This window comes from Nostoc sp. JL23 (genome assembly GCF_017115065.1).
GTDB lineage: Bacteria > Cyanobacteriota > Cyanobacteriia > Cyanobacteriales > Nostocaceae > Nostoc > Nostoc punctiforme_A.
Genome location: NZ_JABXKN010000059.1, coordinates 76,762 through 101,566 on the forward strand (window position 1 = coordinate 76,762; position 24,805 = coordinate 101,566).

Annotated in this window: 16 protein-coding genes and 2 pseudogenes; 8 read left to right on the top strand and 10 right to left on the bottom strand. The window is 42.2% G+C overall.

Annotation, left to right across the window (positions count from 1 at the left end; translation table 11 throughout):
* Positions 1-120: 120 nt before the first annotated feature.
* From HWQ42_RS12095 to HWQ42_RS12115, 5 genes are all read right to left on the bottom strand, one after another.
* Positions 121-5,949: a response regulator gene (locus HWQ42_RS12095; RefSeq protein ID WP_292812260.1), complete on the bottom strand. Its 5,829-nt coding sequence runs from the start codon at positions 5,947-5,949 to the stop codon at positions 121-123.
* Positions 5,950-6,047: 98 nt separating this feature from the next.
* Positions 6,048-8,987: a methyl-accepting chemotaxis protein gene (locus HWQ42_RS12100; protein WP_292812262.1), complete on the bottom strand. Its 2,940-nt coding sequence runs from the start codon at positions 8,985-8,987 to the stop codon at positions 6,048-6,050.
* Positions 8,988-9,001: 14 nt separating this feature from the next.
* Complete coding sequence (locus tag HWQ42_RS12105; protein WP_292739221.1) at positions 9,002-9,532, bottom strand: chemotaxis protein CheW; 531 nt, start codon at positions 9,530-9,532, stop codon at positions 9,002-9,004.
* Positions 9,533-9,545: 13 nt separating this feature from the next.
* Complete coding sequence (locus HWQ42_RS12110; RefSeq protein WP_069073698.1) at positions 9,546-9,911, bottom strand: response regulator; 366 nt, start codon at positions 9,909-9,911, stop codon at positions 9,546-9,548.
* Between the two features lie 414 nt (positions 9,912-10,325).
* The gene (locus tag HWQ42_RS12115; RefSeq protein WP_292812263.1) at positions 10,326-11,492 is read right to left on the bottom strand and encodes a response regulator; all 1,167 of its coding nucleotides are present in this window, start codon (positions 11,490-11,492) and stop codon (positions 10,326-10,328) included.
* A gap of 384 nt (positions 11,493-11,876) precedes the next feature.
* Here HWQ42_RS12115 and hmpF point away from each other — a divergent pair, with 384 nt between their 5' ends.
* Positions 11,877-13,637, top strand: a complete 1,761-nt coding sequence (gene hmpF, locus HWQ42_RS12120) for a pilus motility taxis protein HmpF (protein WP_292739224.1) — start codon at positions 11,877-11,879, stop codon at positions 13,635-13,637.
* 257 nt (positions 13,638-13,894) lie between these two features.
* On the opposite strand, the gene HWQ42_RS12125 is transcribed toward hmpF, so the two are convergent.
* From HWQ42_RS12125 to HWQ42_RS12135, 3 genes are all read right to left on the bottom strand, one after another.
* Complete coding sequence (locus HWQ42_RS12125) at positions 13,895-14,116, bottom strand: hypothetical protein (RefSeq protein WP_292812266.1); 222 nt, start codon at positions 14,114-14,116, stop codon at positions 13,895-13,897.
* 22 nt (positions 14,117-14,138) lie between these two features.
* The gene (tilS, locus tag HWQ42_RS12130) at positions 14,139-15,155 is read right to left on the bottom strand and encodes a tRNA lysidine(34) synthetase TilS (protein WP_292812268.1); all 1,017 of its coding nucleotides are present in this window, start codon (positions 15,153-15,155) and stop codon (positions 14,139-14,141) included.
* Positions 15,156-15,222: 67 nt separating this feature from the next.
* Complete coding sequence (locus tag HWQ42_RS12135; protein ID WP_292812271.1) at positions 15,223-15,564, bottom strand: KGK domain-containing protein; 342 nt, start codon at positions 15,562-15,564, stop codon at positions 15,223-15,225.
* Between the two features lie 409 nt (positions 15,565-15,973).
* On the opposite strand from HWQ42_RS12135, the pseudogene nrdJ (HWQ42_RS12140) reads away from it, so the two are divergent.
* The 6 genes and pseudogenes from nrdJ (HWQ42_RS12140) to HWQ42_RS12165 form a co-directional block, all read left to right on the top strand.
* Positions 15,974-17,203: pseudogene (gene nrdJ, locus HWQ42_RS12140) on the top strand (ribonucleoside-triphosphate reductase, adenosylcobalamin-dependent); the annotation flags it as partial.
* A 285-nt stretch (positions 17,204-17,488) separates the two neighbouring features.
* Positions 17,489-18,562, top strand: a pseudogene (gene nrdJ / locus HWQ42_RS12145) (ribonucleoside-triphosphate reductase, adenosylcobalamin-dependent); the annotation flags it as partial.
* Positions 18,563-18,757: 195 nt separating this feature from the next.
* Entirely contained in the window at positions 18,758-18,976 is a 219-nt protein-coding gene (locus tag HWQ42_RS12150) for a hypothetical protein (protein WP_292739235.1), read from the top strand.
* A gap of 270 nt (positions 18,977-19,246) precedes the next feature.
* Positions 19,247-20,437: a pyridoxal phosphate-dependent aminotransferase gene (locus HWQ42_RS12155; RefSeq protein ID WP_292812273.1), complete on the top strand. Its 1,191-nt coding sequence runs from the start codon at positions 19,247-19,249 to the stop codon at positions 20,435-20,437.
* Between the two features lie 86 nt (positions 20,438-20,523).
* Complete coding sequence (locus HWQ42_RS12160; RefSeq protein ID WP_292812407.1) at positions 20,524-20,961, top strand: secondary thiamine-phosphate synthase enzyme YjbQ; 438 nt, start codon at positions 20,524-20,526, stop codon at positions 20,959-20,961.
* Positions 20,962-21,144: 183 nt separating this feature from the next.
* Positions 21,145-22,197 (top strand): aromatic ring-hydroxylating dioxygenase subunit alpha, encoded by a 1,053-nt coding sequence (locus HWQ42_RS12165; RefSeq protein WP_292812275.1) that lies wholly within the window; start codon positions 21,145-21,147, stop codon positions 22,195-22,197.
* Between the two features lies 1 nt (position 22,198).
* Here the strand turns inward: HWQ42_RS12165 and HWQ42_RS12170 are convergent, their stop codons facing one another.
* Positions 22,199-22,876 (bottom strand): SDR family oxidoreductase, encoded by a 678-nt coding sequence (locus HWQ42_RS12170; protein WP_292812278.1) that lies wholly within the window; start codon positions 22,874-22,876, stop codon positions 22,199-22,201.
* Between the two features lie 11 nt (positions 22,877-22,887).
* Complete coding sequence (locus HWQ42_RS12175) at positions 22,888-23,871, bottom strand: dienelactone hydrolase (RefSeq protein ID WP_292812280.1); 984 nt, start codon at positions 23,869-23,871, stop codon at positions 22,888-22,890.
* 310 nt (positions 23,872-24,181) lie between these two features.
* Here HWQ42_RS12175 and HWQ42_RS12180 point away from each other — a divergent pair, with 310 nt between their 5' ends.
* The gene (locus tag HWQ42_RS12180) at positions 24,182-24,577 is read left to right on the top strand and encodes a hypothetical protein (protein ID WP_292739247.1); all 396 of its coding nucleotides are present in this window, start codon (positions 24,182-24,184) and stop codon (positions 24,575-24,577) included.
* Positions 24,578-24,805 lie beyond the last annotated feature (228 nt).

Here is a 24,805-nt window from a genome sequence, read left to right on the forward strand (position 1 = left end):
GACGGGGCAATACGTGCTATTTTTGCTTACAGAACAATTGTACTACTAAAGAATAGTATCAGCTTTAATCGAGGTAGAAGCGTGTACACTTTTCCCTCAAATCTAAATCTTTTGGTTGATTTAGTTAACGAGCTTCTCTCCTTTCAGCATCCGCGCCGCGGCTTCAAGTAGAGCTTCTTCGAGGTAGGGCTTGGTAAAGTAGCCACTAGCACCGAGTTGAGCGGCAATTTGTCTGTGCTTGTCTGCACCGCGCGAGGTGAGCATTGCGATCGGTAAGTGGTTAAGGTTAGAGTCTTTCTGGATGCGAGAGAGTAATTCCAGTCCATCGCAACGCGGCATTTCGATGTCGCAAAATACGATATCGCAAGGCAGACCAGAGCGGAGTTTATCCCAAGCTTCCTGACCGTCACGTGCCTGTTCTACGCGATAACCGGCTTTGTTAAATGTCAGGGATAGTAATTCTCGGACTGTGATTGAGTCATCGACAATCAGCACTGTCGGGTCAATCTTCGCGGGAGAGGTATCAGGAGGAGTGAGTTTTTGTTGCCAAGAATTGCCACCAGCTTGTGTAGAAATTCGTCCCTGGAAGATGTCAATTATTTCTAGTACGTCAGCAATGGGCATAATCCGACCATCACCCAGGACTGTAGCACCAGCGACACCAATGGGTTTAGGTGCTGGGCCTTCAAATTGCTTAATTACAATTTCTTGTTCGCTTAACACCAGGTCAATCTGTAGAGCAATCAGGGTATTTGCCGATCGCACCACAACCACAGAAACCATATCATCATCTCTGGTACCGCCATAGACATTACCGCGACTGATTTGGCGATTGAAGGTTAAAAGTTCCTTCAGAGGTCGGAATGGTAGCACCGTATCGCGCCAGGAAATAAATGATTGCCCATTGGCATCATGCTGAATATTTTTGACTGGAATATCCAGCGTATCTTCTACACCATCCATCGGGAAGGCGATTCTGGCGCGATCGGAGACGCAGCAGAGAGCTTTACAAATACTTAGAGTCAGTGGTAAACGAATCGTGAAGGTGGTTCCCTTACCGATCGCAGAATCGGTGTTAACTGTTCCCCGAATTTCGCTAATCTCGGAGCGCACTACGTCCATACCCACGCCACGACCAGAAATTTCATCGGCTTGGTCTTTAATCGTAAAACCAGACTGGAACAGTAGATCGTAGACTTCCAGACGAGACATCGCTTTTGCCTGCGCTTCTGTAATCATGCCAATCTTCACCGCCTTAGCCTTAACCCTGGCGGAATCGATACCTGCACCATCATCGCCTACAGATATGATCGTTTGGTTGCCTTGGTGGAAGGCACGGATAGTAATGATTCCTACAGGTGGTTTACCAGTAGCATGTCTCTCTTCTGGCGTTTCAATACCGTGAGCGATCGCATTATTCAACATGTGAGTCAGTGGATCGGTCAGATGATCCAAAATCATCTTGTCAATTAAGGTATCGCCACCTTCGATCACCAACTCTACTTGTTTGCCACACTTGATGGCGTTGTCGCGTACTCCTCGCCGCCAGCGATCAATAGTTTGAGCAAAAGGCACCATTCGCGCTCTAGTTAATCCCTCTTGTAGCTGGGTGGTTACTTGGCGGAACTGCCTGGCGACTCGTTCGGTTTCTTCGGTAACAAAATCAATGTCACTAGCCGACTCACGCACTCGTACAATGCGCTCAATCATCTGCTGTGAGAGTGTGTGGAAGGGAGTAAAACGATCCATTTCTAGCTCGCTAAAACCCCGATCGGCATTGGAATCAGGCACTTGGAAGCCGCCGGTGTCTTTCTTTTTGCGTCCAGCTAACAGAGACGCTTCCAGTAGCGATCGCTCGTACAACTCTTGCATCCTTGCCCCTACATCCGAGAGTTGTTGTACCTGAATCAGCAAGTTATCTAATGACTGTCGCAGTCGTTCATGATCCTGCTCTAAGGTATTACGATTTACCACCAACTCCCCAACTAAATTACTCATATCGTCCAGTTGCTTCACTGGAACTTTCATCGTTTCTTCAAATCTCGCAGCCCGACGAGTAGAGGGACCATTAGTTTTGTTGGTGTTCGATTTTACTACAGTAGAATGGGATATTGTTTGATTCGCTTCTGCCAGCAACTTCTCTAAGTCACCAAATTCATCTTTTATGGCTGGTGATGGAATAGCATTTTTAGCTGAGACTGGTTGAGTGTTGAAGGGCTGGCGTTGGCGTAGCCCGTCGTAGACATCGCTGTTGTTATCTGTACTTAGCAAGTCTTCCAGGGCAGCAAAATCTACTTCTGGTATCTTCTTAACTTTAGGGATGGGCGCTACGTCCTCTCCTAATAATGCTGCCAAGTCTGCAAATTCATCTTCTTGAGCAACTATTTCAGTGGTTTCTGTAAACAATAAATTATTTTCAACAACTGTATTTTCTGTTAACTCAAAGGTAGTTTCTAAATTATTATTTTCCTCTGTCTCTAAAAGTTCTGGGCTTGTGTAGGCTGAATCTGAAGTTTCCCCAAAGCTGATGGTTTCTGATAGTTCATCCACATTATTCTCTGTGGTGTCCATCTGAATATAGGTCAATTCAGTTGTAGCGACATCCTCAGAGTCGAACAAATCACCTAGCTGTGCTTGGAATGATGCTGAATCTGAACTTTCCCCAAAACTGATAGTTTCTGATAGTTCATCCACAGTATTCTCTGTGGTGTCCATCTGAATATAGGTCAATTCATTTGTGGCGACATCTTCAGAGTCGAACAAATCACCTAGCTGTGCTTGGAATGATGCTGAATCTGCATTTTCCCCAAAACTGATGGTTTCTGATAGTTCATCCACATTATTTTCTGTGGTGTCCATCTGAATATAGGTCAAGTCATTTGTAGCGACATCTTCAAACAGCGGTTGCGGATTCTCATCGAAAGAGCCGAATAAATCACTTGGCTGTGCTTCAGATGATGCTGAATCTGAACTTTCCCCAAAGCTGATGGTTTCTGATAGTTCATCCACATTATTCTCTGTGGTGTCCATCTGAATATAGGTCAAGTCATTTGTAGCGACATCTTCAAACAGCGGTTGCGGATTCTCATCGAAAGAGCCGAATAAATCACTTGGCTGTGCTTCAGATGATGCTGAATCTGCATTTTCCCCAAAACTGATGGTTTCTGATAGTTCATCCACATTATTTTCTGTGGTGTCCATCTGAATATAGGTCAAGTCATTTGTAGCGACATCTTCAAACAGCGGTTGCGGATTCTCATCGAAAGAGCCGAATAAATCACTTGGCTGTGCTTCAGATGATGCTGAATCTGCATTTTCCCCAAAACTGATGGTTTCTGATAGTTCATCCACATTATTTTCTGTGGTGTCCATCTGAATATAGGTCAAGTCATTTGTAGCGACATCTTCAAACAGCGGTTGCGGATTCTCATCGAAAGAGCCTAATAAATTAACTTCCAGATCAACAGCAGATATCTCTGGAGTCTGATTAGCAAATTCTGGAACAAAATCTAAAGATTCTGGTTGTTGCGGTCTGAGACTTTCTTCCCCAGGATGCTGTGCGAACAAAAGCGTTTCACTTGTGGAGGTATCGTTGATTACAGGAGAAATAGTTGAGCTACTTGATGTTAATTCATCAAATAAATTATCTCCAGAATCTGATGATAATATTAAATCTAGCTGTTCTTGATTCTGGAAATTAATATCAAAATCTTCTTCTATATCAAAACTGGCTATAGGAGAAGATATGGACTGCTGATTATCAGCAAAAATGTCATCAGCCGCCGCAGTAAAAAGACTTTCATCTAACGCCCTCTCCACATTCTGCTCAATTAAGGAATCGAATTCGTCCTTTTCCTTTGTGGTTTCCTGGTTCCAGAAGTTGCTCAGATCATTTTCTGATTCAGAAAACTCAGGTTCTGTTACTGGAGGCGTATCAAATAAATCATTGATTTCTAGTTCACTTGTCGATAGTTGTGGCTGTTCTTCCATTTCAGCAAACAGGTTGTCTAAAGACAAGTCTGTTGGCTGGGGTAATTCCATGTAGTCACTAGGGGTAATTTCTTCTACCCAATTTGCATTTTTAGTTTCTAAGAATAAGTTATCAAAATTATTTTGTTGGTTGGTAGATAGTTCTACACTGGTGAACGGCTCAGTTTCTGGTTGAGTGATTTCGCCTGTTGGCAATAGTTTATCATCTAACCCCAGTGTCAATAAATCTTCAACTAAACTATTTTCGATAATCTCGCCAGTAGTCTGGTTTGTATCACTAGGAATATCAATAAATTCTTGTAAAATTTCGGAAGAGGATGAGTCTAAATTTATATCAAATTCGTTAATATCGCTCAACTCTAGAGGCGTAGCAGATGTTTGTTGATTTTGCGGTTCTGAATTATCTTTTTCTAGGAAATGGTCGCCAAATAACAGGGATAAATCTTCTGTTGTCGCTGTGGTTGTTGGGTGTAGCGCGTTGCTTATATCTTCATTAAAGGAGAGTAAGTCAGATAAATCGTTATGAATGTCTTCAGCCTCAGTGCTGCTCAAATCAATTCCAAAATCATCAGTAGTAACAATATCTAAGGTTTCTTCTTGATGCCAGCTTTCATCTAGTTCGGGAGTCTCACCGTCAAATAAATCGGCAAGGGTATTTAACTCAGCTATTCCTACTTCTGGCCCACTGGAGTCAAGATTGTTACTGATTGGATGTGCTTCGTCATGTGTGATGAAAGTCAGACTAGTGTTTCTACTTTCATTTAGTGGTGTTCCTTGTAACTGAAGGGAGGGGCGATCGCCTTTGACGTTGGCGTAGCCAGACGCTTGTGGACTCGCTAACGCTGCGCGATCGCTGCTATCTTTGTCTAGATTCAGTTCTTCAGTTGTCTGGGCTAACGGCTCGGTGTTACCAGATAGAATTGACTCTGATTCTGTGAAAGCCGCAGACTGTTCATCAAACAAACCAGGGGTAACTTCTAATAACTCAAGTTCTGCAAAGCTCAAAAGTGCTTCTAGTTGCTGACTAATTGTAATTTCGGCTTCTCTACCTTGCAGGACTAATTCTTGAGCTTGTTTGATTTCGGTAATGACAATTTTAGCTAAAGTCAGATAAGTATTTTCGGGATTGCCGATCGCACTGGCTGCTGCTTGACATAAACCACACCATTTGCACAAATTCCAAGTTTCACCAAGTTTGACTAACTGGTGACAGCATTGCTGGAGGTTTTGCCGAGTTGAAGATGTTGTAGTTTGCTTAAATAATTGCAACATTTCCCGCAGTGTTTGCAGCACTTGGGCTTGAAACTCGCTCCAGTTATTATTTTCTTTAGCGGTGACTGGGGATAGCGCAGCGTTAGCGAGTCCGCGAGCGTCTAGTGCCTCTTGGGGTGCTACCGAGTTTAGAGATTCCTGATGGGTGTCTTCTACCAGATCGGGAATATCTCGCCGCATGAAAATTTCTGTAAGTGTGGAGACATTCTCTATAGAGGTTGTAAGTTCTGTTGCGTCAGAACTGCTGCCTACTCCACTCTTTGCTTGTTCTACAAGTAGTGCCAGATGCTGATACAGCCATTGAAAGACTGGCTCAGTTTCTGACATCAAAGTATTAGCTGCATCTTCAGAAAGACCATAAGGCCCACTCAAATGCTCTAACAGGGATTTTAGGGTATCAGAGACACCAAGAAATAAAGACTCTAGCTTTTGGTCAATCTGAACCGGATTATCTTTGAGAATTTTGAAACAATCTTCCAGACGGTGGGAGGTATGCTGGATGCTAGTCAATCCAAGCATCGCCGCTCCTCCTTTGATGGAGTGAGCAGCCCGGAAGACCTCACTGATCATTTCCGGGTCGTTCAGAGTACCCTCTAAATTCAGCAAGCCTTGCTCAATGGTATTCAGGTGATCCCTGGCTTCTTCGATAAAGTAACCCAAAATCCGCTGTTGTTGTTCCGGCAGCATAGTTTTTTAGTCAAGAGTCATTAGTCATTAGTTATTAGTCATTAGTCATTGGTCATTGGTCATTAGCAAAGAACAAAGAACAAAGGACAAATGACAATTTATCTGGTTTCCATAGTTTCTACTCGGAAACGTTCAACGGAGGCGATCAAGTCACGGGATACACCTACTAAGTGTTGTAAGGCACCTGAAACTCGCTGTGCTTCTTGGGAAGTTTCTTGCGCGGTCAGTTCTACTGATTGCATTACATGAGCGACGGCGCGGGAGGTTTCCGTTTGTTCCACAGTGTCGCTGGTAATGGAGCGCACAAGAATATCAATGCGATTCGCCACTTGAATAATATTTTCGAGCGATCGCTTGGCTTCTTCTGCCAATTTTGTCCCTTTAATTACTTGTTGTGTGCCTTCTTCCATCGCGGTCATTACTGAGCCTGTTTCGCTTTGGATTTGCATCACAATTTGTTCAATTTCCTTGAGGGATTTAGCAGATTTATCTGCTAACTGGCGCACTTCATCTGCAACGATCGCAAACCCGCGTCCAGCTTCTCCGGCTCTTGCCGCCTCAATACTAGCATTGAGTGCCAGTAAGTTTGTTCTGGAAGCAATTTGAGAAATCAACGCCACAATTTTAGAAATTTCTTGTGAAGATTCCGCCAACCGCTTCACTTTGCGAGTGGTTTCGGCAACGGTTTCTCGAATTTCTAAAATCCCTGCTACGGTATTTTCTACTGCTTCTCCACCCTTGATAGCGATCGTACTAGCATCGCGGGCGACGGTTTCGGCTTCTCGCGCCGCCTCTGCTACCCGATGAATCGAGTCGGTCATCACCTGTACAGAATTCAGCGTTACCGCTAACTCTTCTGCTTGGCGCAAAGCATCACTAGATAAGGCTCTGGCAAAGGTTTCGGAGTTGGTTGCACCTTTTGTCACATCTTTCGCGGCGACTTTTACCTGTTGAACGATATCCCGCAGGTTTTGAATTGTCAGGTTAAAGGCGTCAGCTACGGCTCCCAGTACGTCAGCTGTCACTTCCGCTTGGACTGTTAAATCGCCTCTAGCAGCTCCTTCCACATCATCTAAGAGACGAATCACCTGACGTTGCAGGTTTTCTTTGGCTTCCTCTTGTTCATCGGCTTTGCGTTGGGCTTCACTTGTGGTTGTGAAAATTACCCGCGCCATTTCATTAAAGCCAGTGGATAAATGCCCCAATTCATCTTCGGAATATACTGTGGCTTGAGCATTCAGATTTCCTTGACGTACAGCCTCAAACTGGGCTTGGAGGTCATCAGTTGTGCGCCGAATTTGTTTAAGCGCCAGATTCCCCATGAAGCCTGCGGTAGCAAAACCTGCAATCCCTGCTGCTAGTGACATTGCCCAACCTGTGTTTCTTACTGATTCTCGTTGTTGGGGTGGCGAAAATGTGGTGGCGACAAAGCTAACTGTAGCTACAACCAGCGCTGAGACAATGCCCACACTTCCAGCAATTAGCCATTGTTTGCGTTCGATGGAGGCATTTTCTAATGGTGCTAACCATCCCTGCTCGATGCTGACGTTGGGTTCTAGTTTCGAGATATCTGTTTGGCTAAAAACTGGAACGGCTTCATGGGAACCAGTCATTGAGAATAGTTCCTCTTCGCGATCGGCTGAATTACTTGCAAAAGCCTCCGCTACTTGAGGGCGTCCAGTGTCACTAGTTGCTGATGGAGCAGAAGGCATTGCTGCATTACCAAAGTTAGAATCTCCTTCGAGCAGGTCAAACCCCGGAATATTGCCTAAATCGTCAAATTCCTCAAAGTCATCTAAAAATTCGATATTACTCTTAGAATTTTCTCCATTTAGTATAGTGCTTGAGTTTTCATAAGAGTTTAAACCCTCTGAGCCGAAGGCAGACTCAAATGCTTCCATATCAAAATTTTCATCGTCATCGAAGCTATTTTTACCGATGAATTCACCTGATTTAAACTGCTTTTCTTTCCGAGGCAAATTACTATTAAAAGATGAGCTATCATTAGGTAAACTCGTCTGAAAATTTGATTCTGCCTCCACTTGTTCTGGTGTTAACCAGTTATGTGATTCGGTTTCAGAAAAGTTATCTTGACTGCCATATTCCAATTTATTTGTTGTTGGCGAATCATTTCTCAGTTCTTCTGCAACAATCAGTAAAGTTTCGTCTTCAAAACTAGATTTTTTATATTCTAAATTTCCCATACTCTGCTCTGGAGACTTTGGCTCACTGAACGAATCAGGGAAATTATTCTCGTTATTACCAGTTTGTGAATTAGAAGATGAAGAGTTATTATTGTCAATAGCTGAATTTCCGTGAGGAGAATTTATCCCATTATCTGAGAATTGACTATTTGCTAATGATTCTTCGGAAATATCTTCTGAGATACCTTCCTGCCAAAAAGCAGGCAACTCTAATTCTGTGTTCTCCTCCCAGCTTTTATTTGACTCTTCTTCCTGCGATTCTTCATTCATGGCAAAAGGATCATCACCAAAAGCCATAGAATAATCTGATATTTTTTCTGTTCCAATACTATCTTCTGTGGGCAGATCAAATGGACTTTTTGAAGATGTATCTTCAACGCCATTCATACTTTCTTGCTGCTCTACAAAAAAGTTTAAATCAAGGTTATCGCTGTCAAACTCCTCACTAGCACTCAAATTTTCTAATTCTAGTTCGCTATATGCAAGTACGTCAGATATCTCTGAGGAATTTATTTGTTCTTGACTTTCTGATGTATCAATCTGCCCACCGAATGACTGTAAATATTGATTGATATTTTCAATTCCATTATTGGCAAATGCAATAATTTCTTGATCGTTAGTCAAGCCTAACACCTGTTGATATTCTTCTTTTGCTACATCGTACTGCTGTAAAACATAGTAGATGTGACCCCGCAATAAATGGGTATTGGGGTCATCTGGTAAATTTTGCACCACTTGATCAACTAAAGTGGCCGCAACCTCATAATTTCTTTGAACATAGGCGGTCATCGCCTGTTGATATGTTGGCTCGTAATTATCAATACTTGCTGCCATTTCCTCCTCCAATTTCATCCTGCCCACCTAGCACTTCGTACAATTGCCATTTGATCGAGCAGTCGTAGACACTGATTCTTTTTAGCACCTAATGACCACTCTCCACGTAAAAAGGGAGCCATAGTATCTGGAACACTAGTTGGTGGCATAAGATTTTGGACATCCAACCAGTCCATACCACCGATTTCCTCTACTGCTAAACCCACTATTGTGTCTTGCTCTTCAATGGCAATCACCGAAATTTCAGCTCTATCCGTGTTTAATGCACCTGCTTCCCCCAGAAATTGACCCAAGTCGGCCACCCAAATAACTCGACCTCGTAAATTTAGAGTACCCAAAAGTAAAGGAGAAGCATTAGGAATCGGGGTGATTCTATCAGGACTTAGTTCAATTACCTCTCGGATGCCAGTTGCTTGTAGTGCAAACTCCTGATGCGAGGGAATGTAAAACCTCAAATGTAACTCACCTTCAGGACTTTCTACTTGTAATTCTGGTCGAAAGTGGTCTTGACCGCTGCCACTTAAAAAGTCCGGTTTGCTGACCATGTTGTTTTTATCCTTATCCTCGCAGCAGTTGTTTGACTGTTCCTACCAACTCGGTTGGTTGAAACGGTTTGGCTATGTAAGCGTCTGCACCCTGCTTCATACCCCAATAGCGATCAAATTCTTCGCCTTTGGAAGAACACATAACCACTGGGACATTTTGGGTTTTTGGATCGGATTTTAACCGCCGACAAACTTCGTAGCCGTTCATTCTGGGCATGACAATATCTAATACCACTAAATCTGGAGGTGCTATTTGAATTGCCTCTAACGCTTCTAATCCATCACTAGCATGGGTAACTGTTAGGCCAGTTGCTTTCAGGAGGTCTGTAATCATCTCCCTTTGCGCTATACTGTCTTCCACAATCAGAACTGTGCTCATAAGTGTCTATTTACCTCCTGATTTAGACGTTCCTAATTGGAACATTCTCTGATTCCTCCGCAAGTATTAACTGTATAAATTAATTTTATGTCTTCACTATTTTCCCGGAGATTGACGTTTCACTCAGTTAACTGACTCTGTGATAACATCTTTTAACTCATCTTTTAGTAGATCAACAAATCTTTGATCTCTTTATATGCCCCATGATGAGAGGGATGAGGGAGAAATCAATTCAAAATTCAAAATGACGCTCTCTACGAGACGCTAAAAGCGTAGCTTGCTTCTCTGTAAGAGTACGCGGACTCGCTCTAAGCGAAGCCATGCCGAAGTCTTTACGCTGCGCTAACAAAATTCAAAATTAAAGAACTCCTGCCTCCTGCCTCTTCTCCATGCCCAATGCCCAATGCCCAATTTTCATTGGTTGTTGATATATTTTTCTACGAGCATCAGTAATTCAGTGTCTGTAAACGGTTTTGTCAAATAATCTGTTGCCCCGACCATCCTAGCTTTGACTCTATCCATAAACCCATCTTTCCCAGTAAGCATAATAATCGGCGTGAGCCGAAATGCTGTTGAATGTCGCAGCATGGCACAAACCTCGTATCCTTCCAATTCCGACATAGCAATGTCGCATAAAATTAAATCCGGTTTGAGTTGAAAAACCAGACTCAGTGCCTCTAAAGGATTGGTGAGAGCGATCGCTTCATAACCTTGTGGTTGTAAGATGGAATTTATAGTCTCACCGATGGCGATCGCATCGTCAATACATACTATCCGCCCCATCGGTTTTTCTTTCAATTCCCAGCTATCTGGGTGATTAGTCTCTGAATATACTAGTTGTAGCCAACTTTGTTGCACATAAGGGTATATTGCCTTAGCGACTGTCAAAATGTCTCGGTTGAGATGGCGAGCTAGTTGTCGCAAAGATGTTTTACCATCAGCCCAATGTTGTAACTTATTCACAGTTGCTTCTGGTAAAGAAGACTGTAGCTGAACTTTGTCAGATAACACTGGCAATTGCTCTGGAGACTGAATGTGTGGATAGAATTGCTTCCACTGTTGCAGCTGCTTGGTGATTTTTGTCACCAATGGAGCAATCTCATAAGTGTTTAATTGCGGGGCAAGTGCTGCACCCTGATGGAAAATGAAGTTACCTTGGCGTAAACTTAGCAAATCAAAGAGAGTTTCATGCACCAAACCGTAAATGATACTACCAGCTATCTTTGGGTTGATAATATTCCGCTCCAAGAGTGCCCAAAGATAGGCATATTCTGGTGCATCGGTTGGTGGTAGGGAGGCAATTTGTTTGTCGGTGAGTCGCATCTCAACTCGATAATGACGTAAATAATCGCTAATTCTGGATAAACTACTCTCGCCTTCTTGGCAATAGATAATTTGTCCATTAAGGAAAAAAACGAACCAAGACTGTTGTTTAGGGCGATAAATGTTTGCTCCATCTCCACCCAGCTTGTTGTTATGGTGAGAGCTATAAGCTTCCACCCATAGTTGCCCAGTTCGCTGTCCCAATTCAATCAATTGCAGGATACTGCAAATATCAATTTCATTTAAATTTCCCTGCATTTAGCTAAAAAGTACTCCTTAAGTATTGCTGAATTGTGAATCGTGAATTATGACTTATTCTTTAAGTATTGATTATGGAGTATTGAAAAGATTTTTACTCTGTTCTGATTGTCACTAGGGAATACATTAAGCTATAAACCTTCATCTTTCGTAATACACTTTGACAAAGCTAGTGTTAACACGGAAGTCATCATCACTGTCATCAGTACAGAATATAAAGGCGCGATCAGATCGCTTGTATAAGTATCAAGACGTAACATCTTGCGTCTATAGTTTTGTCTGTCTTGTTCTGCTAAACCAAGGTTTAGTGAGACAAGTTAACAGAATTATTTAAGGTATATCTCAAAACACGAACTTTAAGTGCATCAATAAAGGACTAACGGTGTGCTGTATTTAGCAGAAGTACAAAAACAGAAAGGTGGTTTACTCAGTGGCGGTGGCAAAACCGAACTGAAACTGCTAGCTTGTCAGCGAACTGACCAGAATTGGAGTACTGTGTCGGAAGAGGTGATTGCCGCTGAGGACGCAAGCAAATTAAATGATGGCGCTTTGGTATTGGTTGAACTCAATCCCAATCGTCAAGTGCAGCGGATTCAAGAAGCAGGGCGTCCACTTGTCAACATTTTGCAGAATTTTTCCCGCCAGTTGGAGAAATTTAAGCTCAAGGAAGATGAGATCGATCAGTGGAAACAGTCACTCACATTTCAGGCGCAAGAGTTGAATCGCCGTGAAATGGACATGGAGGTACGAGCAGAACAGTTGCAGCAATTGGAGGATGAGGTACAACATCTAGAGGAGCAAAAACAGGAAGTTGACACCTCCCGCCAGGAAATTGAACGATTACAAGGAGAAATTGAGCGCAACCGCCAAGAGTTGGAAGGCGCTTGGGAGCATTTACGGGGTGAGCAGCGTCGCCTGGAAGAACGCCAAGCGGATTTTCAACAAGGGACGGTTTTGGATGAGGAGCAAAGTCGAGTAATGAGTGAGTTACTCGATCGCTTGTCTAGTCGTGTTACTCCTACGGAAAAAGTTAGAGAACACCTGCATCTAGCCTTTGAATTAGTCGAAAAGCAGCAAGCGACTCTTACCCCACACTGGCAAAAACTGGAGGAGCATAAAAGTGCGATCGCACAACAGCAAGAAGAAGTTGAGCGTTTATCACAAACTTTTAGCGATCGCCAAAATGCGTGTCAAGAAGCGCAAAATTCTCTAGTTCAGCAAACAGCACAATTGCAAATAAATACAGCAGACCTTACCAGTAAGCAAGAGTATTCTCGGCTCGTCAAAGAGCAGTTACGAAATGCCGAAGAGTTATATCAACAGATTCACTCTTTAGCTGCAACATCTAGTGACGTAGTTCTCGGCAAGCAAGCTGATGTTGAGGCTTTGGATAAAATGCCTTTAGAAGAACTACAAAAGATAGTCCAAGACTTGCAGCATAAGTTAGAAATTGATGCTAGCTTTGTTCACGATCAAGAACAAGAACTGAAATATAAACAAGAAGCTATAGAAGAACTCCAAACTAAATTAAATCAAGCATCTGACCATGACCACATCAATTTGGAACTAGAACTAACTGATGAAAAAGACCTTTATCAGATGCTAAATTCCAGTCTGGTGGGACAACGCCGCAATATGCTACAGCACCAGAAGTTTCTCAAACAACATCAAGCTGTACTGCTACGGCGGCAAGGACATAATGTTACTGAAGAAGAAAGTAACAACAAAATTAATTTAGAACCGATTCTGTTACAAATTGAAACCCAGCGACAACAATATTCACAGGAAATCCAAAAGCTGGAACGTGAAATTGAGCAGATTCGTTCTGGTGTTGAGCTAAATCAGGGAATGATTGACAATCAAACTCACGATCTAGATGAAAAGCGCCAAGAACTGAAAGCGATCGAGAAAAATTTGCTATCTTTACGAAGAACAACTGCTGAATTATCTGGTCAAGTGAATCTTTATCAAGAAGCACTACAACCAATTCAAGATTCTCTAGATGGATTACGGCAAAAGCTGCAAGGAATTGCAGAATCTTTGGATCAATTTGAGGAAACTGGTGATTATCAAGTCCAAGCGATCGCTCAGTTGCGTCATACTCTCCAGAGTTTAATGCCTCAGCCAGTATTACTAACGTCTTAACAAGTTTTGGGGCTTTAGCTAGGCTAAAGCCCAAGTACGAACTACGAGTTTAGTTATTACTCTATAAATAAACTAGATTCTACATGAAAAAACTCTCCCAGTTTCCGAGCTTGTTCTGTATTTATCTTCTCTTGTTCATTTAAAATATTATCAACCAAATTTTCTGTCCCTAAAACTGATACTAAATCATCTCTACTTATCTCAGATTCTTCTAAAAGAAATAACAACATAGACGTAAGATTATTTTGCTGGCTTGGCTAATAATATTCTTGTTCAAACTTTTCAATTAAAGTAATTAATAACTGATAAAATTCCTCTTCCTCTGGGGTGTGTTCCCGGTGCATTAAATCTCCCACTATCCCTAACGCTTGCTCGTTTTCAGCTTTACTTTTTATAAGTTTGGGAAGATACGCTGTTAATAATTCCTTGTATTTGTCTGGATTAAAAGTAAGGGTCATTTTTCCAGTTCTTTTTATCATATTCTGCAAAGCCTTTAAATAACTATTTCAAACAGATCCAGTCGCCTTCTACTTGAGCGATCGCACCACCCGGAAATGGATCGGTTTGCGATCGGTTGGGCGCTATAATTAAAGCCGTTAATTTTTCAATATGTTCAAAACTAGGGGCATCAGTCAGTATTTGCTGCAATACCTGACGCATCACGCGACGTTGCAACGCCAGTGGTGCTTTCTGCAATACCCGACGATTTAACCGTAAAGGAAGAAGAGAAGTAAGAGAATCTTCTTCATGCCCAATGCCCCATGCCCAATGCCCCATGCCCAATGCCTCATCCCGCAACTCCTGGGCAGCTTTTTCTAAATATTCCACTTCTGCTTGTAAAAGTTCTGCTGTTTGGGCTAAGGCTGATTCTACTTGGGGGTTGAAATTATTTTGCAAATATGGTATTAATTCTTGGCGAATACGATTGCGGGCATATTGCAAATCTTGATTGGTGGAATCTTCCCAAATAGGTAATTTAAGTTCTTGACAAAATTGCGCTGTTTGTATTCGAGTAATTTCTAAAAGTGGACGCACTAACACAATGCCTGTAGTTAGAGGCCGTTGCCAAGTCAAGGCTTGTAAACCATCAGCACCAGTACCGCGAATTAAATTGTAGAGGAGAGTTTCGGCGCGATCGCTGGCGGTGTGTCCTGTAACTATATATTGATAATTATTTGCTTGTGCGATCGCACTTAAAGCTTGATAGCGCCAATCGCGTGCAGCAGCTTCACTATTTATTGGTTTGTTCGCTGTCTCTAAATAAAAAGATATATCCCAAGTTTTCGCTAAGTTTTCGACGTGGTTAGCATTAGCCTCGGAGTCAGAACGCCAGCGATGATCGCAGTGAGCAATACCTAAATACCATTCCCATTTGGATTGTAAATCTAAAAGTAATTTTATTAAACACAGAGAATCTTGTCCGCCGGAAACAGCGATTAATAGCCGCTGGTTGCGCTCAAATAAGTGGCGCGATCGGATGGTGCGATGAATTTTTGCATGTAGGGGAGTCCATACCATTTTATTTTTTTCAGCACACACAGACATAGATAATTTTATATTATATCTGTGTATATCAACTTGGGTATTAGTTTTTACCTTCCTTTAGTTGCTGCCGAAGGTCGTCAAGGGGAGAGTTTTCGTGTTTGATGTCTAATCGATTATCTTCGATTTCAGTTTCGTCAGGGCAGAATTCTAGGCGTACTCTAATTTTACCTGTCCGCCATTGTTGACCGGGTATTAAAACACAACATTCAAATCCTTCTCCAAATACTCTTGATCCTGATGATGTACAGTGTTCTGCCCAAATTTTTTTGATTTCCTTGAATAACTGAAACACTATTTGAGTGCGGGGTAAATTTTCAAATGCTTCTTGATGAAAATGCACAACATCATCATCAGGATTTAAAGGTTCCCATTCATCATTCATAATCAATTTCCTGTAACTAAATTTATAGTTCCCAAGAGATTGAAGTTAATTGTTTGGATTTGACTGACAGCCGCAACTTATTTAACTATCACTGCTAGTTGCGGGAAACTAATGAAGAGTCCTGAGTACAGTTAGCAGTAGCGGAGCGTTGAGCAATTGCTGAGTAGCGATTATCACCCTGAAGATGGTGTAACAGAGATAATTTACTTAAAGAAGATAGTGCTAATTAAAACTTAGTATCTATCTCTTACCCAAGGGTAGGGGACATTATACATCATAAATTTTTGTTGTAATTAGTGCCGGGTAGAGCTAGCGTAAAGTGGGCAATTTGACAATCTTTAATACTCAAACTACTTGGCGTATAGTCATAATCTGTCCGCACGCAAGAAGAACGCAAGATACTTAATATATGGTTCAGAATCTCGAAAGAACACGCCAGAGTGCAAGGTTTCCAGAAACTGCACCGGCTGCTAATCCCGTATTTTTTAGAACTTATAGCCGCCGTACAAAGGCGGGACTTAGGGAAACATGGGATGAGGTATGCGATCGCACTATACTCGGCTTAGTCGAGTTGGGAAAGCTAACTCAAGAAGAAGCTGCCACATTGGATAAGATGCAGCGTAACTTGAAAGCTATGCCTAGTGGGCGCTGGCTATGGGTTGGTGGCACAGACTGGATAACCAAGCCAAAGAACTTTTCCGGGGCATATAATTGCACCTCTACCAATCTCGAAGACTGGAGTGCCTTCGGCTTAATGATGGATTTGGCAATGATGGGCTGTGGTACTGGAGCCGTCCTAGAACCACAATTTATTAACCAGTTGCCTCCGATTCGTAATCAACTGAATGTCACTGTCCAAGGTGAAATTGGCAGCACTCCTGTCCAACAGCGACGTGAATATACTGAAACTCATATAGAAGGCAATAACGTCACTATTCACGTTGGAGATAGCCGTGAAGGTTGGGTTGAATCATATCAAGCCTTATTAGAACTCTCTACTGATGAACAATTTTCAGCAGAAGTTGAAGTATTAGTTGATATCAGCGATATCCGAAAAGCAGGAGAAACTCTCAACGGCTTTGGAGGAGTTGCAAATCCTGTGAAATTGCCCGGACTTTATCAGCGTTGTGCTTCCATCCTGAGTAAAGCTGTAGGACGACAATTAAATTCAGTTGAATGCTGTCTGTTAATCGATCAAGGTGCGGTAACAATTGTTGCTGGAAATATACGCAGAAGTGCGGGGATGCGTCAGTTTGATTCTGGCGATAACCTAGCAGCCACCGCCAAAGATAATTTATGGCAGCAAGATGAAAATGGCAACTGGCGAATTGATCCAGAGCGTGATGCACTCAGGATGGCAAACCATACGAGAGTTTTTCACCGCAAGCCAACCTTAGAAGAATGTCTTGATGCTGTTCGCAAACAGTATTATAGCGGCGAGGGAGCGATTCAATGGGCTGGTGAAGCCGTAGCGCGATCAAACATTGATTTGCTGCCAACACAAGCTTTAAAAGTTGAGTTTTTACAAGCTTATGAACAAGGAACAGGAAAACAGTGGTTAGAAGAACGTTATTCAAATCTTGATGCTAATGAGTTAGAACATCGTTTAGCTCGCTATGGGCTAAATCCGTGTGGTAAGTGATTTTGCCTCACGTTAAAAACCTCGCAAAAACGGGGAAAGCTGAGATGCTAATCCCGTGGTAATCAAAGGAAGTAAAAAGTCTTTGACACCGTACAGCGTAGAGAGTGAAACTAGATGACATCAGAAATTTGTGTCTAGAATATAATCTCTCCAAGAGTGCGGGGGCGGATGTGAAAAACACTTTTATTATCTGAAGTCACATCTGCAAAATGTACGCGGAGCTACTGCAAATAATCAAGCAGTAGAACTAGGGGATAAAAAGCCTCTAGGGTAACAAATTTGGAAATCATCGGTAGTAACTTCCACTGCAATTTGTCAGAGGTTCACCTTAATCAAATCGACCCACGTAACTACAAAGAACAAGAAGAGGCTTTCACTGCTGGGGCATTATCTGTAGCAGCACTTTTAAATCACAAATTCCTGGAAACACGCTATCAATACAGCCGTGAATTAGACCCGATTGTGGGAGTTTCTTTTACAGGTTTATTTGATTTCTTTGTCCATGCTTTTGGTGTTGATTGGCTGCGTTGGTGGGAAGCAGGAAGACCAGCAACTCCACAAGGATTAGCTTTCAAGCGTGAGGAAGAAAAATATCTAAGTTCTTGGAGAGATATTGTACATCGTGTAGTTTGGGATTATTGCGATCGCCACAATCTCAAGCGTCCAAATCGTTGTACCACAGTCCAACCCAGTGGCACTAAGGCTTTATTAACTAATGCTAGTTCAGGATGGCATCCCCCGAAAGCCCAAAGATTCATTCGTCGGATCACCTTCGGTAAAAATGACCCAGTAGCTTTAGCTTGTATTGACTATGGTTACAACGTCATTCCCTCTCAATCAGACAAAGACGAGCAAGGCAATTTGCTTAATGATCCGTTTGATCCACGGGTGAGTGAATGGCTAGTGGAAATCCCTGTTTCTGTAACTTGGGCTGATTTATCTGGGGCTGATGAAATTGATGTTTCTAAGTTTTCAGTCTTAGCCCAATTTGATTTTGTCCTCCAGGTTCAACGTTGGTACGTTACTCACAACACATCAGCAACTTTAGAACTTCGCTCTGATGAAATCGAACCTTTAGGACAACGGATCTACGAAACTATCCAGAATGATGAAGGATATATTTCAGCTGCTCTTTTAGCCCGTTTTGACGATTTGCAATCATTCCCACGTTTGCCGTTTGAACCAATAGACAAATCAACCTATAACCGCTTGAATCAAGAGGTGAAAGCACGACGCAAAACAGATGATTTCTGTGCAGTACTAAGCCGCTACGATTTAGGCGAAATGACAGAGGCTGGCCCTAGTGGTTGTGATTCTGATAAGTGTATGTTTCCCGATCAACAACCAACCTCATAAGGTGAAGTGGCTGGGGAGTAGGGAATGGGTAGCAGGGGAGATAAGGTGAGACAAGAGGTGAGAACTTGCAACAAGTCTTTCCCCTTGTTCCCAATTCTCCTTGTCCCCTTGTCCTCTTCCCCATATCCAATGCCGTAACACGTTACGATCAATTAAGAAGTAATAATTTTTTACGGCAGTGCCAGGAGTCTTTTTATGTTCATTGATGAATTGTCACCTATATTCAGAGAATTTACTCGGCATCCAGTCTCATTTGTGGGTGGGTTTTTCTCTGGTGTGCTTCGGCTTAATCTTGCTGATGATCCGGTTAAAAGCTGGCTGGATAAACAGATCCGCTCAAATAGTTACATTAGTAACACAACGGATGCACATAACGGCAAAGCCACTGGTCCTCAGCAGATTTCTATTGACTAAAAACACCAACGATATCTAGTTAAATTTACTACAAAATAGGGAGTCAGTGCCGCCGTCGGCAGCACTGACTCCTAATTTTCTACAATAATTATTTTATTTTTTGGAAGTTACTTACTGGTTGATTGGCACTCTAAGCATGAGCGCACCCACTCGGTCTGGCGTAGGGCCGGGCTTGATCAATTGTTAAAGGTAGGTAACTTCCACCGTGCTGTACTAGTTGGTTGTTCACCTATTAAGAGATACTAAAGGCAGGTATATAGGCAAGAAAATATGGAATCCCTAACCTCTCGTATGCAGGCGGTGCAATCGCCAATTATTCCTGTGGTTGGGGAACTGATTAAAAACTCTCCTGGAACCATTTCTTTAGGACAAGGTGTTGTTTCTTACAACCCACCAGATGAAGCAATAGAATTTTTAGCCAAATTCTTAGCCGAACCCGCTAATAATTTATACAAATCAGTTGAGGGAATTCCCCCTTTACTGACAGCACTGGCGGGACAATTACAATCCTTCAACGGGATTGAAATCAATGGGGAAAACTGCATCGTTGTGACAGCAGGGAGCAATATGGGATTTATGAATGCCATTCTTGCTATCACTAACCCAGGCGACGAAATTATTCTGAATACACCCTACTATTTCAACCACGAAATGGCGATCGCAATGGTTGGTTGTCGTCCGGTATTAGTAGCGACGGATGAAAATTACCAACTGCGCCCAGAAGCGATCGCTCAAGCAATTACTCCTAAAACACGGGCTGTGGTGACGATTTCACCAAATAATCCCACTGGAGTTGTCTATTCTGAAGCCGCATTGCGCCAAGTAAATCAAATTTGTGGGACTGCTAATATTTACCACATCAGCGATGAAGCATATCAATACTTTACCTATAACGGTGTCAAACACGTTTCGCCTGGTTCATTTGACAATAGTAGCGAGTACACCATTTCTCTTTATAGCTTTTCCAAAGCATACGGTTTTGCGAGTTGGCGCATTGGCTACATGGTGATTCCCAAACATTTACTTGTCGCCGTTAAAAAAGTCCAGGATACAATTTTGATTTGTCCGCCAGTCATTTCTCAATATGCAGCTTTAGGAGCATTACAGGCAAAAGATGAGTATCTGAAGAGTCATATAGGAGCGTTGGCGCAGCCCGCCGTAGGCATCGCTCAAGTACGCCAACTAGTATTAGACTCCCTTAATCGTCTACAAGGCTTATGTAGTATTATTCCTGCCAATGGCGCTTTCTATTTTTTCCTCAAAGTTCATACCCAGATGAATGCTTTTGAGTTAGTCAAAAGACTGATCCAGGAACATAAAGTAGCAGTTATTCCAGGTACAACCTTTGGCATGGATGACGGATGCTATCTACGTATTGCCTATGGGGCGCTGCAAAAGGAGACGGCAAAAGAAGGTATAGAAAGATTAGTGCAAGGTTTGGAAACTATAGTTAGGAGTTAGAAGTCATTCAATTCCGGCCTCCTTCAAGAAGACGTTAAGCTGTGGTAGCCTACCTAGCCCACAATCCCAAGTATAAAATTCAACAGATGCCAATTATTAATAAGTTAATTGAGATTGAAACTGAGCCAAAAATTAATATTCATAATATCACCACACAAATTCAAGATTTTATTGCTTCAACACCAATTAAAAATGGACAAGTTTTAGTATTTTCTCAACACACTACCACAGCGTTATCTATCAACGAAAATGAAGTCAGATTATTAGAAGATATAAAAGTATTCTTGCAAAAATTAGCACCTGAATCAGACAGCTATTTGCATAATGACTTGCATTTAAGAGATGTCCCAGAAGATGAGCCGATTAATGCTCACTCTCATTTAATGGCAATGATGCTGAACACTAGTGAGATAATTCCCATTGTGGATGGTAAATTAGCTTTGGGAACTTGGCAATCTGTATTGTTTTTTGAGTTGGATGGCCCGCGTAAAAGAACGGTATTTGTACAAATCTCTGGCGAATAATCCAATTTCAAACCTGCAATCCTCGCAAAACAACCTAAATCTGAGAGAATTACGAACACGACTAATAAGTACATCAGTTGAATTTACCTACAGCAATTAAAAACCTGAAAGAATGTTTTCCAGCATCACCTTCCTTTCCACAAACCAGGACTTTCGTTGTGTCAAAGGCAGAGGCCATTAGTTATGAAAAATAACGATAATTTTGTATTACGTAATACTTGGTACTATGCTCTGCCTAGCGATCAAATCAAGCCAGGTATGATGATCAGCCGCATTTTCTTAGGAGAACCAGTGCTGTTAGTTCGCAGCCAGGATGGCAAAGTGTCTGCGATGACGGACATTTGTCCCCATCGTGGTGTCCCCTTGAGTTGTGGGAGATTCAATGGGCAGGAAGTTGAATGCTGTTATCACGGTTGGCGCTTTAACTCCGCTGGGCGCTGCACTGCGATACCTTCTCTTGTGGAGGAACAGCAAATGGATTTGAGTCGCTTTGACGTGCAGTCTTATGCAATTCGCGAAGCCCAAGGGAATATCTGGATATATATGCCCGATCCCGATAACCCTCAACCTGCTTCTGAGATGGAAATTCCGGTAATTCCAGGGTTTGACGATCGCTCCCATCAGTTTGTAGAGGTGGTAAAATTCCCTTGTTTTATAGATCATGCAGTGGTAGGTCTGATGGACCCGGCTCATTCACCCTACGTTCATCGCGCTTGGTGGTGGCGAAATGAGCAATTGCACGAGGAAGTAAAGCAATTTGATGCTTCGCCCTACGGCTTTACGATGCGACGACACCGATTACCAGCGAATGGTGGTCGATTATACTGGTTGATTGGCGGTGGTGTCCCGGAAACGGAGATTTCCTTTCGTTTGCCTGGAGTCAGAATTGAAGAAACCACCATTGGTAATAATCGAGTCGTTAATTTGACGGCAGTTACACCGATTTCAGACACAGAAACAGAAGTAACTTTTGCTCTTTACTGGACACTTCCTTGGGTAAACTTTTTCAAGCCACTGTTACACGTGCTGGCGCGGACTTTCATTGGCCAAGACCGAACGGTTGTGGAAAAACAACAGATTGGTTTGAAATATAACCCTGTGCTGCGGCTGATTAAAGACTCAGATATGCAGGCACAGTGGTATTACCAGTTAAAGCGCGAGTATGCTCGATCTGTCGCTGAAAGACGAGAATTTGTCAATCCTGTCAAGAGTCAAATACTGCGCTGGCGTGCTTAAATTACTCCAAAGTAAATTCGGCAAATTCTCTTTGTCCGAATAGCATATTTCGGTCTACGGCTGACAATATTTTATTATTGGCGCGATCGCTATTTAAACAGCGACCAACTAACTGCGCCACATCTGCACGATTGATGCTACCAATAATGTGCGGATCTTCAGTCAAAACGCCATTACCCGTTGCTGGTTCTGACTTAAGTCCACCAGGACGGATGATTGTATAGGTAAGTCCGCTGGCAATTAAGTGTTGTTCGGCTTTGTCTTTTTCAGCTAAAACTTTTCCCAGTACCTCTAAAACTTGGGGTGAGGCAGCAACAACACTACTGCCAGCACCTATGGAAGATACAAGAATAAACTTTTGTACTCCAGCTTTAACTGCTGCATCGATTAGATTTTTGTTACCAGGGTAATCCGGCCTTTCTACATCTGATGGTACACCGCCAATTGTACTAATAACGGTGTGAATCGGTTCATCTGTCACGATTGCGCGTTCGACATCGCCAAGATTTAAGGCATCTCCCAAAACTACCTCAATACCGATTTTCTCTATTTCACTAGCAACTGCTGCTTTTCTCAGGAGTGCTTTGACTTTTAGCTGTTGCGCTGTCAGATATTGAGCAATTTCTCGACCAACACCGCGACTTGCTCCAGCCAGAAAAATATAAGATGCACTTGTCATAATAAACTTAACTATTTACGCTCAAAGGATTTTATCAGAGGATTGGCAGTATTTAATAATTGCTCAAGCCCCTGAGATGCTTCTGGGTGATGGCGAACATAAGTGTCAATAAACAGACCAATAATTTCACTCATCAGCAAACGCAAGTTTTCTTGAGATTGAGTAGCTTTTAAGTCGAGAGAGGATCTAACTGTAGTGGAGTCTGGCTCATCAACTATCGAAAAGTGATTTGCTCCCTCTAAGATTACCAGATAGCTGTCATTTCGTCCCCCAGCGATTGCTTCTTGGAATGTACGTGTAACTGGGATAGTAGCATCCCCAGCACTTATACCATAGAGTTCGCTACTGGTAAGCATAAATCCATCACGGGTTCCTCCCATCAGTAGCAGTGGTAGGGAATCTGGTAAAGGCAAGATAGTTCCTGGTTCATACCCTATGGTTAAAAGTCCTCTGCTACTTGCGCCATAAGAAAAAGATGCAGCAACTCCAGGGAAAAACCGAGGGTCAGCATTTGTGAGCGATAATAAACTACCCGCAGAGTGTCCACCGAGAATGATGCGTTGTAAATCCAACATTCCTGCTAAAACTCCTTGATTTTGTAACTGTTCGAGTTTAGTTAGAAGTGCTGGCAAAGCCAAAGCTGTAGGAGCAGTAGGATAAATTGTGGGCTTCAGCTTTTCAAAATCAACTCCAGGTGTGAGGCTAATTACGCCTGGTAGATTTTTGGCAATCCAATTAAAGAGAACCACTACCAATCCACGTTCAGCCAATTTAACCGCTAACCATTGGTATTGTTGAGCATCACAGTTATAGCCATTGAAGAAAATCACTACTGGAAAAGGTGTCTTTTCTGGATTAGCTGGCTCAATTCCCATACTTTTTTCTAGCTGACTCTCCGGTATCTGTGCTGGATAGAGAATTTTCAGGTGAATGGTATCGTAAGGTGACTGGACACCCTCAACTTTGGCAGCTTCAAAAAAAGCACGAACTGTCATCTGTACCTTCCTTACTATGACTTCAAGAAAATCTTCCTCTCAGTGTACAACTGCTCCTCGCAAGCAAAATCTAATGATCTAAAATAACGAAGTAACTAAGTAGAAGGAAGAAGGCAGCACTAAAGACGCAATTAATCGCGTCTGTATAGGAGTCAGGAAAATCATTTCGCTGATTGGCATTTTACGTTGAATTATGTTTACCTACTGGTAATTAAAAATACGAGCAAAAAATATACTTAACCTAATTGCAGTAAGTATCGTAATAAACAATTGTGCCAATCTAATAAATAACTTTTCTTTGGATAAACTTATGGCTAAAAAATCTCAACCCAATGTAGAACCATACCAAGATGTCAGATTATCTGCTACCACAAGAATTTGGGTAATTACAGTAGCCATTCTAGGAGTTTGCGTGCCACTGTCAGCCGTTACTAGAAGCGGTGCTATTCTTCCTTTAGTTGCAATTGGTGGCGCAGCTGTTGGTACAGTTGCTGTTTGGCGTTCTGATGAGCAAAAATCCAAAACTAACTATTTGCAGCAGCAGCAAATAGAACTGCTAGAGCGGAGATTAGCGAATTTAGAAACAATTGTTAGCAGTGATGACTTGAACTTGCAAATGAAAATTAAACAGATCGAAGCAAGGGATACTTTTGGCGACTCATCTGATGTAAGTACTACACCCAGACAACCAAAACGCAAAGGTTAAAATTAGCCAATCTTCACCATTTATTTCGATTTCAGAGGATATTTCCGAGAATTATCGTTACTAGGTTATTTTTATGTAGCTATTTGCTGACTTAACGTTACTGCAATCTTTAAATCCGTCTCAAATTTAACTTTCCTTTGCAGCTAGAAGTGTTTTTCTAGAAACAGTATCTCGATCTCTATCTCCGTTAGAATTGACTGATATCATCTAATTCTATATACTTCAACT

Coding starts and splice junctions, on each gene's coding strand:
- HWQ42_RS12095 (WP_292812260.1), bottom strand. CDS start 5,949: ATGCTGCCGGAACAACAACAGCGGATTTTGGGTTACTTTATCGAAGAA.
- HWQ42_RS12100 (WP_292812262.1), bottom strand. CDS start 8,987: ATGGCAGCAAGTATTGATAATTACGAGCCAACATATCAACAGGCGATG.
- HWQ42_RS12105 (WP_292739221.1), bottom strand. CDS start 9,532: ATGGTCAGCAAACCGGACTTTTTAAGTGGCAGCGGTCAAGACCACTTT.
- HWQ42_RS12110 (WP_069073698.1), bottom strand. CDS start 9,911: ATGAGCACAGTTCTGATTGTGGAAGACAGTATAGCGCAAAGGGAGATG.
- HWQ42_RS12115 (WP_292812263.1), bottom strand. CDS start 11,492: ATGCAGGGAAATTTAAATGAAATTGATATTTGCAGTATCCTGCAATTG.
- HWQ42_RS12125 (WP_292812266.1), bottom strand. CDS start 14,116: ATGATAAAAAGAACTGGAAAAATGACCCTTACTTTTAATCCAGACAAA.
- tilS (WP_292812268.1), bottom strand. CDS start 15,155: ATGGTATGGACTCCCCTACATGCAAAAATTCATCGCACCATCCGATCG.
- HWQ42_RS12135 (WP_292812271.1), bottom strand. CDS start 15,564: ATGAATGATGAATGGGAACCTTTAAATCCTGATGATGATGTTGTGCAT.
- HWQ42_RS12150 (WP_292739235.1), top strand. CDS start 18,758: ATGTTCATTGATGAATTGTCACCTATATTCAGAGAATTTACTCGGCAT.
- HWQ42_RS12155 (WP_292812273.1), top strand. CDS start 19,247: ATGGAATCCCTAACCTCTCGTATGCAGGCGGTGCAATCGCCAATTATT.
- HWQ42_RS12160 (WP_292812407.1), top strand. CDS start 20,524: ATGCCAATTATTAATAAGTTAATTGAGATTGAAACTGAGCCAAAAATT.
- HWQ42_RS12165 (WP_292812275.1), top strand. CDS start 21,145: ATGAAAAATAACGATAATTTTGTATTACGTAATACTTGGTACTATGCT.
- HWQ42_RS12170 (WP_292812278.1), bottom strand. CDS start 22,876: ATGACAAGTGCATCTTATATTTTTCTGGCTGGAGCAAGTCGCGGTGTT.
- HWQ42_RS12175 (WP_292812280.1), bottom strand. CDS start 23,871: ATGACAGTTCGTGCTTTTTTTGAAGCTGCCAAAGTTGAGGGTGTCCAG.
- HWQ42_RS12180 (WP_292739247.1), top strand. CDS start 24,182: ATGGCTAAAAAATCTCAACCCAATGTAGAACCATACCAAGATGTCAGA.